The sequence below is a fragment of the Sphingobacterium spiritivorum genome (genome assembly GCF_016725325.1).
Taxonomy (GTDB): Bacteria; Bacteroidota; Bacteroidia; order Sphingobacteriales; family Sphingobacteriaceae; genus Sphingobacterium.
Window position 1 is genome coordinate 3,734,937 of record NZ_CP068083.1, and the last position, 14,247, is coordinate 3,749,183.

Genomic DNA, 14,247 nt, shown 5'->3' on the forward strand with positions numbered 1-14,247 from the left:
ATAATGAATCAATCCAATAGAAAAAAGGCCTTTTTGATATTAAAAATCAATTATTCTAAACAAAAATGAGGTTTTGTTGTTTACTGTATATCTGGCATACGCCTAAACTTCTCACCTATGTATCTGCTCAAAATCGTATTTGAGCTTCAAAAAAATAAAAAATAAAATGAGTAAAACTATCATAGTTTCTAACAGACTTCCTATAAAAATAGAACGTACCGATCAAGGACTTAATTTCATGCCCAGCGAAGGAGGATTGGCCACGGGTTTAGGGTCTATCTACAATACTGGTGGAAATATCTGGATAGGATGGCCGGGTATCGTTCCTGAAAATGAAACAGAAGAAGAGGAGATCAGGGAAAAGTTACGGACACTGAATCTTGTACCTGTATTTCTTGATCAGGAGGAGCTGGAAGGTTTTTATGAAGGTTTTTCAAATGAGGTTTTATGGCCAATTTGTCATTATCGCCCGAGTTACGCAGTATATGATGAAGCGAATTGGCAAACTTATCTGAATGTAAATGTTAAATTTTCAAATATTATCAAAAGCTATATTCAGGAGAATGATGAAGTCTGGATTCATGATTATCAGCTTATGTTGCTCCCAAGTCAGATAAGAGCTTTTAAGAATGAGATTTCCATTGCTTACTTTCAACATATTCCTTTTCCTTCCCATGAGCTTTTCCGTTTGATTCCCTGGCGAAATGAACTGCTGAATGGTTTACTGGGAGCGGATCTGATCGGATTTCATACGTTTAATGATTCGCAGTATTTTATTGATGCCTGTTCGCACATTCTGGGAACTAAAAATAAGGACAACAGTTTGCAACACGGCGGCAGGACAGTGTTTGTAGAAGCTTATCCTATGGGTATAGATAACAGTAAGTTTGAAAAACTGGCCAGGGAAAATAGTATCCGGGAACGGGCCGAGACAATCAGAGATAATTTCAGACACCGCAAAATTATTCTGTCCGTAGATCGTCTGGATTACAGTAAGGGTATATTGGAACGTATTCACGCTTTTGAAAATCTGCTTAAGGAATATCCGGCTTATATGAAAGAGGTTGTCTACTATATGCTTGTCGTTCCATCCAGAGATCAGGTGCCACAGTATAAGATGCTGAAGGATGAAGTGGACCGTTCTGTAGGTAGAGTGAATGCGATGTATGGTACAGAAGACTGGATACCAATTGCATACTTTTACAATTCCTATCCGATGGAAGAGTTATCCGCATTGTATGTTTCAGCAGATGTATGTCTGGTAACTCCTATACGGGATGGTATGAATCTGGTCTGTAAGGAATATATTGCCAGTCATCCGGAGCAACATGGGGTATTGGTATTAAGTGAGATGGCAGGTGCCGCGCGGGAGCTGCCGGATGCGCTGATTGTGAATCCGAATGATGCCTATGGTGTCGCTCAAAGCCTGATGCAGGCATTGGAAATGACCAAAGAAGAACAGTCTGAGCGGATGGAATCTATGCTGGAAAATGTACGTAAGTTTAATATTCATCATTGGGTAAATCAGTTTCTGGAGAGACTCCGTGAGATTAAAGATTTGCAGGTTAAGGAATTGTCCCGAAAAGTAGGTGACAAAATCAAAGAACAGATGTGTGAAAATTACCGAAGTGCAGATAAACGTCTTATTTTATTAGACTATGACGGTACGCTGGTCGGATTTAATAAAGAGGCTGAAAAGGCAACCCCAACAAGCGAACTATATCAGATTCTCGAACAAATCAGTGAAGATCCGAAAAATCTGGTCGTTATTATCAGTGGCCGTAAACATCAGACTCTGCAAAAATGGTTTCTGGACAGGGATATGATTCTGGTGGGCGAACATGGGGCCTGGTCTAATTATCCGGACGGGGAATGGAAAGCTAAAAAAGGCTTGTCTACTGTTTGGAAGGATATTATAAAAACAACAATGGTGAAGTATGCCGATCGTACACCCGGTGCATTTGTAGAGGAGAAGAATTATTCTTTAGCCTGGCATTACCGTAAGGTGCAGAAAGGACTTGGAAGGCTACGGGCTCAGGAGTTGATGGACAGGCTGCGGTATATTGTCCCTAACTATGGCGTGCAGTTATTGGATGGGGATGATGTGATAGAAGTGAAAAATTCGGAGGTCAATAAGGGACGTGCTGCACTGGAAATCTATAAGGATTTTGAGCCCGGATTTGTTCTGGCCATTGGTGATGATATGACCGATGAAGATATGTTTTATGCGCTTCCGGAAGAGACATTTACGATTAAGGTAGGCAATAAAGCTTCAGCCGCACGTTATTATATAGAGGGACAACCGGAGGTATTACCCTTACTGAATGATATCATGAACTGCAAAAATAGATAAAGAATGAATCAGAACAGACATGTTTACAATACAGGAATTATAGGTAATTGTGCTTTTATTGCACATATTAATAAGGATACAAATATAGACTGGCTATGTTGGCCTTCTTTTGAAAATTCGTTTGTTTTTGGAAGATTATTAGATCGCGAAAAAGGAGGGGAGTTCTCGATTACGCCTGCTGCGGGATCATTTGAAAGTGTACAGACTTATATTGAAAACACTAATATTTTACAGACCGTCATCACGACAGACGAAGGTACTTATCAGGTCACGGATTTTGCTCCCCGTTATGAGCAATACAACAGGTATTACAAACCGTTGATGCTGATCCGGAAGGTGGAGGTTATATCGGGGCGTCCCCGTGTGCGAATCAACTGCCAGCCGGTATATGATTATGGTAAAGGAATGTTTGAACGCCACAGAGGAAGCAATCATGTAGAATTTACCAATGATCAGGAAAAAATAAGACTGACTACTAATGTACCCATCAGTCATTTTTTTTCGGATCTGCCTTTGCCGCTCAATGAAACAAAATATCTGGTACTCACGTATGGCAGTTCTCTGGAAGCACCATTGATCAAGACTTCTGAGGATTTCTTTCATAATACCAAACGCTACTGGCGCAATTGGATTAAGAAGGCTTCTATTCCTCATTTCTATCAGAAAGAAGTAATACGCTCTGCTTTGGCACTGAAAATACACCAGTATGAAGATACGGGGGCTATTATTGCTTCAAGTACTACCAGTCTGCCTGAACATCCGGGCAGTGGACGTAATTGGGATTACAGATATTGCTGGCTTCGCGATAGTTATTATGTACTGAATGCGCTGGAGTATATCGGACATTTTGAAGAAATGGAAAAATATGCTTCCTATATTACGGGCATCACACAGTCTGATCAGGGGCGACTTCAGCCGTTATATGGTATTTTAGGTCAGCATACACTGACGGAACATACGCTTGATTATTTATCCGGATATCAGGGTAATCAGCCGGTAAGGATCGGCAACCAGGCTTATGAACATATCCAGAATGATGTATATGGCCAGGCAATCATTGCTTTACTTCCCTTATTTACAGATCACCGATTTACCTATAAAGAGCGGGCAGGAGTAGGATACTGGTTGGATTATTTTCTGCAACGCATTGAAAAGACAATTGATGAAAAAGATGCGGGTATCTGGGAATTTAGAAATTTTGAAAATCATCATTGCTACAGTAACCTTTTTCAGTGGGCCGGCAGTGCTGCGGCATTGAAGATTGCCAAACAGATCGGTGATCAGGATATTATGGCAAGAGCGCAAAAGATGATGGCAAAAGCTGCTGAATATATTGAGAGCTGTTATGATGAGGAGCGTATGGTATATACCAGTGCGAGGGGAAGTTCAAATCTGGATGCCAGTACATTGCAGCTTATTATGATGCACTATCTGCATCCGGACAGTGAACGTGCAAAAAAACATTTGGAGGGACTGGAAAAGGAACTAAAAACGGAAGAGGGATTATTTTACCGCTATCTGCATAAGGATGATTTTGGAAAGCCTAAATCTACATTTCTGATCTGTGCCTTCTGGTATGTGGAGGCGTTGGCTTGTGTGGGACGCATTGAGGAGGCTCAGGAGATTTTCGAAAATCTGATGAAATACGGTAATCATTTGATGCTGTTCAGTGAAGATATTGATGAAGAAGACGGTAGTCAGTGGGGTAACTTTCCGCAGGCTTACAGTCATGTAGGATTAATGAATGCAGCCTACAGGATAGCGATCAAACTGGATGAACCTTTGTTCCTTAAATAGTATTTCTGGATATTTTGTCATTAGAGACTGTCAACATGTCTTGTGGAAGTCAAAAAACTGCTTTTGGAATATTCCTTGATGTTGCTTTCCTGTAAATTGATAAAATAAAAATAAGTATATATGAATACAGAAAAAGGAAGCATTTCGATACACACGGAAAATATTTTCCCTGTCATTAAGAAGTTTTTATATTCAGATAATGAGATCTTTCTGCGTGAACTGGTGTCCAATGCCGTAGACGCATCTCAAAAGATCAAAAGATTGGCTTCCCTTGGACAGTATCAGAGTGAGATAGGTGATCTGACGGTGGATGTCAAATTTGACGAGACTGCAAAGACAATCACGATCTCCGATAAAGGTATCGGGATGACTGCCGAGGAAGTAAAGAAATACATTAACCAGATTGCTTTTTCAGGAGCAACGGAGTTTATGGAAAAATTCAAAGAAGCTAATGATGCAAATGAAATCATTGGTCGGTTTGGATTAGGATTCTACTCTGCATTTATGGTTGCGGATACGGTAGAAATACAGACACTGTCGTTTCAGGATGGAGCTGAGCCCGCTAAATGGGTCTGTGACGGAAGTACTTCCTATGAGATCTCTGAGGGTACTCGCACAGAAAGAGGAACAGATATTATCCTGCATGTCAATGATGAATCTGCCGAGTTTTTGAACAAAGCTCGTCTGCAGGAGATTCTGGATAAATACTGCCGATTCTTACCGGTTCCTATCCGTTTCGGTACCAAGACTTCTTCTGAAGCTGATGGAGAGGACGAAGAAGGTAAACCTAAATACAAATCTGTAGAGGTTGACAATATCATCAATAATACACATCCGGCATGGACAAAAGCACCTTCGGAATTAAAAGATGAAGATTACCTTGCTTTTTACCGTGAATTGTATCCGTATTCTATGGATGAACCCTTATTCTGGATTCACCTGAATGTAGATTATCCGTTCAATCTGACTGGTATTTTGTATTTCCCGAAAATCAAAAATGAACTGGAGATTCAGCGTAACAAAATCAAATTGTATTCCCGTCAGGTCTTTATTACAGACGAGGTAAAAGATATTGTACCGGAGTTTTTGATGTTACTGCATGGCGTGATTGACTCTCCTGATATTCCGTTGAACGTTTCGCGCTCTTTCTTGCAGGCAGATGGTAATGTGAAGAAAATCAATAATTACATTACAAAAAAGGTTGCGGATAAGTTGCAGGAAATATTCAAGTCAGACCGCAAAGGTTTTGAAGAAAAATGGAACGACATCGGTCTGTTTATCAAATATGGTATGCTGAGTGATGAGAAATTTGCAGAAAAAGCTGCTGATTTCTGCCTGTTGAAAAATACAGACAACGATCACTTTACCATCAAGGAATATTACGAAAAAGTAAAAGATATACAAGTAGACAAAGATGGTAACATCGTCTATCTGTATACGCATGACAAAGCACAGCAGGACAGTTTTATTTCTGCTGCAAAACAGAAGGGTTATGATGTCCTTGTGATGGATGGTCCTTTGGATACGCACTTTGTTTCTTATCTGGAACAAAAAGGTGGTGAAAAAGTACAATTGAAACGTGTAGATGCGGATGTAATTGACAAGCTGATTCAGAAAGATGAAAAACAGGAATTGGCTTTGTCTGAAGAAGAAGCTAAACAGGCGACAGGATTATTTGAAAAGGCGATCAGCCGTCAGGATATGAAAGTTGAAGTGGAAGCTATGTCTGCTGATGAAGCTCCTGTGTCTGTCACACTGGATGAATTTATGCGTCGTATGAAAGATATGGCAAAGACTGGTGGAGGTATGGGATTCTACGGAACGCTGCCGGATAACTATAAAGTAACGGTAAATGGTAATCATCCTTTGATCAAACGTATTCTTACTTCTCCTGAAGCAGAAGGTGAGCAATTGGCTAAACAAGCCTTCGATCTGGCATTATTGTCAAGAGGATTGCTGACAGGAGCTGATCTGACCGCCTTTGTGAAAAGAAGCGTAGAATTGATATAATATTTATTTAAAAATAATTGCTTAATCCTCATTATGATAGAAAATAATGAGGATTTTTTTTGTCAAAACATTTGGAGAGTATCGCTATTTATTCTACTTTTGTGACATCAAATCAGACGGTGGTTTTAGCTCAGTCGGTTAGAGCGCCTGATTGTGGTTCAGGAGGTCGTGGGTTCGAGCCCCATATTCCACCCAAAGGCAGAGATCAATTCTCTGCCTTTTTTGTTATATGCAGTTTTTACTTTTCTGAGCTGCTCCCGCTGAACTCTTGTCTTTTTGTATATGAAGCCGATAATGACGAGTTGCTGGATATCTTTCTGCTGAAGAAATAGCGGATAAATCACTTTCCTATAAACCTTTTTAAACTTTAAGAGGTTGCAATTAGGGTGTCACTCAGGTACTTCTAATAGCAAAATATCCTTCGGTATAAACAATATAAGTAAAACTGCGTTTACTTATTATTACATACTGTTTATCAGGAGAGTCTTCTATAGCCTCTGATAGTAAACCTGTTTTTCCGTCAAAATTTTTATATTTACTACTTAAACAACGCATATACTATGAAAACTAAACTTCCATTAGCTTATTTACTTTCGGGGATAGCTTTATTCTCATCCTGTAATTCGAATGCGAAAAACGGGGAGGAAGTATCCGGTACAGATACGACTTCTTATCCTTCTGTAGAAAAGAACCCTGCAAATACAGACTATAAACCTGCTTTTGTAGGTCAAACCCGTATCAAAGGAGTAAAGACAGCTACAGCATATGAAGTCAAGATTTTAAGCCGTGATCTCAAATCTCCATGGGGTCTTGTTTCCTTGCCTGACGGACGTTTGTTGATTACAGAAAAAGAAGGAACATTACGTATTGCGACGGCGGACGGAAAACTAAGCGAGCCGATCACCGGACTTCCTCCGGTAGATGCAAAAGGACAGGGGGGACTTTTGGGGATTGCTTTAGATCCGTCTTTTTCTTCCAATCGGATGGTGTACTGGACTTTCTCACATAAAGTCGATGGTAAGAATCTGACTGCTGTGGGTAAAGGTAAGCTGGCGGATGATGAAAAAAGTATTCAAAATGCACAGATTATATATCAGGCAACTCCTGCATATAATGGTACTTTGCACTACGGATCACGTATTTTATTTGACAAAACGGGAAATATTATTTTCAGTACCGGAGAGCGTTCTGATTTGGAGACCCGTCCTCAGGCACAGGATCTGCAATCGGCACTGGGTAAGATTATCCGTATCACTCCGGAGGGTAAGCCTGCCCCGGGCAATCCATTTGAAGGGAATGCGAATGCACGTCCTGAAATTTATTCGTACGGACATCGTAATGTACAGGGGCTGGCGCTGCATCCTGAAACCGGCGATCTTTGGGAAACAGAATTCGGACCGAAGGGTGGAGATGAGGTAAATATTGTGAAGCCGGGTAAAAACTATGGCTGGCCGACTATTACCTACGGACTGGAGTATAGCGGAGCTAAAATAGGAGAGGCTATTCAACAAAAAGACGGTCTTGAACAACCGGTATATTATTATGATCCGGTGATCTCACCAAGTGGAATCACCTTCTATAGCAGCAATACAATTCCGGAATGGAAGAATAATCTCTTTATCGCTGCATTAAGTGGTACACATATCGCCAGATTAGTGATCAAAGATAATAAAGTAGTCGGTGAAGAACGTTTGCTGGCTGATCAGGGCCAACGTTTCCGTGCTGTAATTGAAGGTAAAAACGGAGAACTTTTTGCTGTAACAGATGCCGGATGGCTGGTAAAAGTTGCTAAAAAATAAGCTGATACTTATCTGAAATAACAAAGCCACGATATTTGTCGTGGCTTTACTGTTTATACGCTTATACTTTAGGCTTTGATGCTATTAGAGAGTAGACCATTGGAATTTTATTTTCCATTCCTCTCACCTGAAATTGCTGAGGAGCTATTTCTACCAGATTGTTAAAACAGCTATATGGAGAATATTTGTATTCCTTAAATGATGTAACAGTAAGTTGCTGCCCTATTAAGCTGCCGAATACTTCTTCTAACGCATGATTCCAGGATACTGTTTCGTGCGTAATATCAGCTTCACGGTCAGCATATGTGCCCGTTATACTTTCTATAATAGCTCCATCTTTAAAATAAGAATATTGGACATGCTTAAAATCGTCATCCCAGACCCACATAAACGGATGGAATTCGACAAAAACAAATTTTCCATCAGGTTTCAGGAATTTTGAAATGACAGAAGCCCATTTGTCCAGATCCGGAAGCCAGCCGATAGTGCCATAGCTGGTATACACGATATCGAACTCTTCATCTAATACTTCAGGAAGGGCATATACATCACTGCAGATAAAGCGTGCTGTCAGCTCTAATTCGGTGGCTAATTCCTGAGCCACCTGTATCGCATTATCTGACAGGTCGACGCCTGTGACCTCTGCACCCATACGCGCAAGTGAAAGTGTGTCCTGTCCGAAATGACACTGTAAATGCAGTATTTTCTTACCTTTTATATCGCCGAGCAATTCCAGTTCAATATCATTTAAAGATGATTTGCCCTTCTTAAAATTTTCAACGTCATAAAAGTCTGAGTTGATATGTACAGTCGTTTTAGTATTCCACGAGGATTTGTTTATTTCTATATAGTTGTTTTCTTTATTCATGTTGTAGAGAATCATTAGATTTTTTTTCCTAAGATTTTAAGACTTCGTTCTATTCCATCAAGTTCGGCAATATCCGGAAGCATGGCCCATTCTTCAAAGCCGAAGTGCTCGAATAGGCGGAGACTTGCTGTATTATGTGCGAATATAAATCCGAGAAGTGTTTTGATGCCATAAGCGGGCGCCTGTTGTATAGCGTAATCAATTGCCAGTTTTCCAAGCCCCTGACCACGGTAAGCTTCATCCAGATAGATGCTGATTTCTACAGTCGCCTGATAAGCCGGACGTCCGTAAAAAGACTGAAAACTGATCCATCCGATGATAAAACCTTCTTCATTTTCAAGAACCCACAGCGGTCTTTTTTCAGGATCATGTTTTTCAAACCACGGGATTCTGCTATTGGTGCTTACCGGTTCGGTATCGGCAGTGACGACACGTGATGCTACAGTAGAGTTATAAATTTCAACGATCCTGATCAGATCGGATAAAATGGCATGTTTGAATTGCATAACAGATTAATTTGTGGCTTTAGTAATCATGGGCAGATCGTTTCTGGACCATTCGCTCCACGAGCCTACATAGAGCTTAGGTATTTCCAGTCCTGCTGCTGCAAATGCCAGAAGGCTGTGACAAGCCGTGACCCCTGAGCCGCAATGAATGATAAGTTGAGATGCTCCTTTGGATTCCAGTAAAGGCTGATATTGAGCTGTCAGTTGCTCCGGTGTACGAAATATCCCTGTACTATCCAGATTGGAGTGAAACGGAATGTTGATCGCGTTAGGGATGTGTCCGGCAATCAGGTCTATAGGTTCTGTAATACCATCATAGCGTACCTGATCCCGTACATCTATAATAGTATAGCTGTCATCGGTGGAAGCCTGTTGTACTTCAGTGAAAGAAGCTATAGGTAACAACCAGTCTCTTGCAGGATATATGGATGCCGGTAGCGGAGTTGGTAAGCTGTTGGTAAGTGCAATGCCATAATTTTTTGCCGCCTGCAATCCTCCGTCCAATAGCTGTACCTGTTCATGTCCGATTGCTTTGAGCATCCACCATAGTCTGGCAGCAGCATTGGCTCCGTTTTTATCATCATATACCACAATACGATGTGAAGGAAGTATACCTGATTCTGATAGTATATTTGCAAAGATCTTCGGTTCTGGCAGAGGATGTCGCCCTCCGTCAGCTGCATTCTGAGGTACTGCTGCAAGTTGTGTCTCCAGATCCATAAATAGTGCTCCCTGTAGGTGTCCGGTCCGGTATTGATCTAAGGCCTGAGTACCTGCAGAAGCATCTATCAGTACAAAATCTTTTTTATCCTGATACAGCTGGTTTAATTCTTCAACACGGATTAAAGGAAAGGGAACTTTCATGATGCTTTTGTTTGATACGCTAAATTAGTATTATTCTTTAATAATAAGTGAGTTTTAAAGGGATATGTTCGGATTTCAAAAAGTGATTTTTTTCATTAGCTTTATGACCTTAACTTCATCCTTCAAAATAATATTCAAAGGACTTTTTAAGTTATAATCCGGATAAAAAAAAGGAGCTTAAAAATGCCTGAAATGAATAAAGAAAGCTCATTAAAAAAAAGATGGTTCCGGATAAAGTAATTCAGCAGGTAGACCGTCTTCCTTTTAGATGACAGATTACAATATAGAAGGACACAGATAATTAAAACTAATGAACACTAACACTATATCAGCTTAAATACAGGACTTGCTGGTTTTTAATCCCTTTCATGAAAAGAACAATTAAAATTATTAAAAAGACAATGACTATTTTTATTATAATCGTGGCTCTGGTATCGGCTGCCGTTTATTTTTATATGCAAAAAGCTGTTTTCGGACAGGTGCCTTCCGGTGTACGCCTTGAGGCAGTAACAAAATCCACACATTATAAAGAAGGTGCCTTTCAAAATGTACATTATACCCCTACACTGACTGAAGGCTACAGTATGTTTGGCGTAATGAGTGACCAGCTCTTTAAGAACTTTCCAAGAAGACGTCCTGTGGACAGCCTTCCTTCTGTTAAGACAGATCTACATGCCCTGGCTCCTGATAGCAATGTATTAGTCTGGTTTGGTCATTCTTCCTATTTTATCCAGCTGGATGGAAAACGTTTTCTGATAGATCCTGTATTCAGTGGTAATGCTTCGCCTATTCCGGGTACAAACACGGCCTTTAAAGGAGCAGATATCTATAAACCGGAAGATATGCCGGCAATCGATTATTTACTCATCACACATGACCATTATGATCATCTGGACTATGAAACGATACTTGCATTGAAAGGTAAGGTGGATACGGTGATCTGTGGATTGGGAGTCGGCGCTCATTTTGAAAAATGGGGATACGCTGTGGATCACATTATAGAAAAGGATTGGTATGAACATATTTCTTTAGCCCCTGGTTTTTCTCTGGATACAGCGCCAACCCGACATTTTTCAGGCCGTGGATTCAAACGTAATAATACGCTTTGGCTTTCTTTTATATTGAAGACACCAAGTCTGACCCTTTATCTTGGTGGAGACAGTGGCTATGATACACATTTTAAAGAAATCGGTGATAAATTTGGCCAGATAGACTTGGCGTTGCTGGACAACGGTCAATATAACAAAGCATGGCAGGCTATTCATATGTTGCCGGAAGAAGTAATAAAAGCATCAGCAGATCTACATACCAAGCGATTGTTTCCTGTCCATTCATCCAAATTTATGCTGGCACAGCACCCCTGGGATGAACCTTTGTCCCGTACGTCCAAATTAGCAGCTGAAAAGGGGATATCTCTGGTAACACCGATGATAGGCGAAGTGGTGAGACTTACCGATCCGGATCAGGGATTTAAAAAATGGTGGGAGGGAGTAGAATAATACACTGCCTGACAGAGAAGAATACGGTCTGAAGCTTGAAAAATATCATTTTGCCGAGAACAAAAAGGCCGTAATCCTTATTTTATAAGTAAAACAATATACTTATGAAGCAGGGAATGATTCTTTTTTGGCTACTGTACATGTTATTTTTCTGTATTCCTTTTCCTATAGGTCTGCATCTTGCTATTTACGATGATTCCCAGTTGCCCAGTAATTCGGTGTTGTGGAGTTCTGTTTTTCTGGCCTTTTCGGTAGTTATATGGATATATCTGCTTTCTTTTTATATCAATCAGTTTTTAATCAAAAATGTAAGGACGAAACAGGAGATTTCCAGAATCTTTCAGTCCGGGATCAGGAGAAGAGCTGTAGTTACGGAAAGTACTGTTGTCAAGTACGATGATAAAAGGGAATCAAATCTGATGCGCATAAAACTACAGTTTGAAAACAGGAATGGAGTATCTATATCGGATGAACAGATGTTTTGGGATACCAAACCTTATGAATACCGGTTTGAAAAAGGAAAAGAAGTTAAAGTTCTTTTAAATGATGAGCCTGATAAAGAGCCTTATTTTATTATGGAAGAGCAGCGCACCCAATATAATACAAGTGGAATACTGATCAGGGTGGCGATATTGATACTTTTCATTGCCTATATAGCAGGTTTATATATCTATTTCTACCATCGTGAATCTAAAGGTTACGGCTGGCATTTTGTTTCTTTCACCCATCCCGTTGTTATGACAGGATTCTCGATGCTTGTGCTGGTATTTCTTTATAAAAGACTGGTGAAAAAATTTATATTCGGAAAAAAAGGAGATCGGAATTTGTTGTATTCAGGAGCACAGGCTATAGCCCGTATTAATCAGGTCAGGCAAACAGGACTGATGATCAACGATCAGCCTGAAGTACGCTTCGAGGTTTCTTTCACAGATACCAAAGGTCAGTTGCGGTATGCTGCATACAAGAAGATTATTAGTCTTATTGATTTACCTCTTATTCCGCGTAGCGGGGAGATCAATATTCTCTATGATGCAGGTAAACCGGAAAATATTATTATTCCGGATCTATTGGCTGAAAGATAGTTTACTGTTGATATTAAACTTTGGATTTCAGTCTGCTTAGTGTTTCCTGCGAGATACCAAGGTAAGAGGCAACGATTTTATTAGGTAATCGGCGCACAATTACCGGGCTTTGGATCAGTAGATTACGGTAGCGGTCTAAAGCGTCCATGGATATAAAAGACTGTAACCGGCGGGTATTGTTGACATACCCAAACTCCAGGTATTTGCGGTAGAATTTTTCCCACTGAGGGATAATGTCCAGCAGGTGATAGAAGTCATTGTGATTAATATAAAGAAGCTCAGTATGCTCTATCGCCTGTATAAATTCATCAGAAGGATCACCTGTAATAAAACTGGTCAGTGCTGTTGCAAACTGATCTTCAAAGGCAAAGTAGCGCGTAGATTCCTGGCCGTCTTCATTAATAAAGTAGATCCTTAAGCAACCTTTGCCAACGAAAAATGTCCGTTGGCTGGTCTCACCCTGAAGAAGCAACAACTCATTCCTTTTGGGTTTTAAGGGTTTAAAATAAGACAATATAGTCTGAAGTTCGTCTGTATTTACACTAATGGTATTTTGGATGTATCTGCTAAGTTGTTCTCTCATTTATCTGTATAATCACAGACAAAACTACGGTAAAAAATAATATCTTCTATTGATAAGACCGTTAATCCGTGAGTGATTGCAAAACGGATGATTTGCGGGAGTCTGGCCATGCTACCATCATCGTTCATAAGTTCACAGAGGACAGCCTGCGGTTCTAATCCAGCCAATAGCATAAGATCAATACTCCCTTCGGTATGTCCGTTACGTTCCAGTACTCCACCTTTTCTTGCTCTTAACGGAAAAATATGCCCTGGCCTTGCCAGATCTTCCGGTTTTGCATTTCTGGCTGAAGCGGCCTTTATGGTTTGAACACGATCTGCTGCGGAAAGTCCTGTCGTGACTCCTTTTCTGGCCTCTATGCTGATGGTAAAAGGAGTCTGAAAAAGGCTGTTATTCTCCGCAACCATATAAGGAAGATTAAGTTCGTCTGCTTTATGATCTGTCAGACACAGACAAACGACTCCGCTGCAATGGCGGATCATCAGAGCCATGTCTTCCTGTTGTATGTGCTGAGCTGAATAGATAAGGTCTCCTTCATTTTCTCTGTCTTCATTATCAATAAGCAGCACACCTTTTCCTTTTTGAAGATCGGTAAGTGCCTGCTCTACCCGTTGCTGACTGCTATTTCCAAAACCGGTAAGTGTTCTTTGCTCCATTATTCTTTAATAAGTAGTTTTTCAGCAATTTTTCGCGCATTAGGAATAATAATAAAGGCAGCCATGTAGGCAACCGGAAGCATAGTTGTCCACGATTTTAGAAATTTGAAAAACCATTCTTCTCCAAAACCATACGTTCGCATCAGGCCTACAATAGCCATAATAAGGGTCATTGGAATGACAACAAATAAAGTGTTGACATATTTAAAATACTTCTGTTTCATTCTGTT

At 40.3% G+C, this 14,247-nt stretch carries 12 protein-coding genes and 1 tRNA gene; 7 read left to right on the forward strand and 6 right to left on the reverse strand.

Features of this window, described 5'->3' with window-relative positions:
• Nucleotides 1-166 precede the first annotated feature (166 nt).
• The 5 genes from I6J02_RS15640 (at nt 167) to I6J02_RS15660 (ending at nt 7,959) form a co-directional block, all read left to right on the forward strand.
• Complete coding sequence (locus I6J02_RS15640; RefSeq protein ID WP_201678769.1) at nt 167-2,353, forward strand: bifunctional alpha,alpha-trehalose-phosphate synthase (UDP-forming)/trehalose-phosphatase; 2,187 nt, start codon at nt 167-169, stop codon at nt 2,351-2,353.
• 3 nt (nt 2,354-2,356) lie between these two features.
• The gene (locus I6J02_RS15645) at nt 2,357-4,150 is read left to right on the forward strand and encodes a glycoside hydrolase family 15 protein (protein WP_201678770.1); all 1,794 of its coding nucleotides are present in this window, start codon (nt 2,357-2,359) and stop codon (nt 4,148-4,150) included.
• A gap of 120 nt (nt 4,151-4,270) precedes the next feature.
• On the forward strand, nt 4,271-6,160 hold the full coding sequence (gene htpG / locus I6J02_RS15650; protein ID WP_201678771.1) for a molecular chaperone HtpG: 1,890 nt from the start codon (nt 4,271-4,273) through the stop codon (nt 6,158-6,160).
• A gap of 118 nt (nt 6,161-6,278) precedes the next feature.
• Nucleotides 6,279-6,354 (forward strand) — tRNA-His (locus I6J02_RS15655).
• A 366-nt stretch (nt 6,355-6,720) separates the two neighbouring features.
• On the forward strand, nt 6,721-7,959 hold the full coding sequence (locus I6J02_RS15660) for a PQQ-dependent sugar dehydrogenase (RefSeq protein WP_201678772.1): 1,239 nt from the start codon (nt 6,721-6,723) through the stop codon (nt 7,957-7,959).
• A gap of 61 nt (nt 7,960-8,020) precedes the next feature.
• Here I6J02_RS15660 and I6J02_RS15665 read toward each other — a convergent pair whose 3' ends face one another.
• Genes I6J02_RS15665 through I6J02_RS15675 form a run of 3 tightly spaced genes read right to left on the reverse strand, consistent with a single transcriptional unit; the run spans nt 8,021 to nt 10,197 of the window.
• Nucleotides 8,021-8,827 carry a class I SAM-dependent methyltransferase gene (locus I6J02_RS15665; RefSeq protein WP_201678773.1) on the reverse strand — a complete coding sequence of 269 codons (807 nt, stop codon included), beginning with the start codon at nt 8,825-8,827 and terminating at the stop codon, nt 8,021-8,023.
• Nucleotides 8,828-8,841: 14 nt separating this feature from the next.
• On the reverse strand, nt 8,842-9,333 hold the full coding sequence (locus tag I6J02_RS15670) for a GNAT family N-acetyltransferase (RefSeq protein WP_201678774.1): 492 nt from the start codon (nt 9,331-9,333) through the stop codon (nt 8,842-8,844).
• Nucleotides 9,334-9,339: 6 nt separating this feature from the next.
• A complete protein-coding gene (locus I6J02_RS15675) occupies nt 9,340-10,197 on the reverse strand; it encodes a sulfurtransferase (protein ID WP_201678775.1) in 858 nt (285 codons plus the stop codon).
• Between the two features lie 368 nt (nt 10,198-10,565).
• On the opposite strand from I6J02_RS15675, the gene I6J02_RS15680 reads away from it, so the two are divergent.
• Both I6J02_RS15680 and I6J02_RS15685 read left to right on the forward strand, forming a co-directional pair.
• Complete coding sequence (locus I6J02_RS15680; RefSeq protein WP_201678776.1) at nt 10,566-11,696, forward strand: MBL fold metallo-hydrolase; 1,131 nt, start codon at nt 10,566-10,568, stop codon at nt 11,694-11,696.
• Nucleotides 11,697-11,800: 104 nt separating this feature from the next.
• Nucleotides 11,801-12,778 carry a hypothetical protein gene (locus I6J02_RS15685; protein WP_201678777.1) on the forward strand — a complete coding sequence of 326 codons (978 nt, stop codon included), beginning with the start codon at nt 11,801-11,803 and terminating at the stop codon, nt 12,776-12,778.
• A 13-nt stretch (nt 12,779-12,791) separates the two neighbouring features.
• Here I6J02_RS15685 and I6J02_RS15690 read toward each other — a convergent pair whose 3' ends face one another.
• The 3 genes from I6J02_RS15690 to I6J02_RS15700 are packed head-to-tail and all read right to left on the reverse strand — an operon-like array spanning nt 12,792 to nt 14,241.
• Nucleotides 12,792-13,361, reverse strand: coding sequence for a Crp/Fnr family transcriptional regulator (locus tag I6J02_RS15690; protein ID WP_201678778.1), 570 nt, complete (start codon nt 13,359-13,361; stop codon nt 12,792-12,794).
• Nucleotides 13,358-14,017: a 3,4-dihydroxy-2-butanone-4-phosphate synthase gene (gene ribB, locus I6J02_RS15695; RefSeq protein ID WP_201678779.1), complete on the reverse strand. Its 660-nt coding sequence runs from the start codon at nt 14,015-14,017 to the stop codon at nt 13,358-13,360. The genes I6J02_RS15690 and ribB overlap by 4 nt, the downstream gene beginning before the upstream one ends.
• A complete protein-coding gene (locus I6J02_RS15700) occupies nt 14,017-14,241 on the reverse strand; it encodes a DUF2798 domain-containing protein (protein WP_201678780.1) in 225 nt (74 codons plus the stop codon). Before I6J02_RS15700 ends, ribB begins: the two co-directional genes overlap by 1 nt.
• Nucleotides 14,242-14,247: the final 6 nt, after the last annotated feature.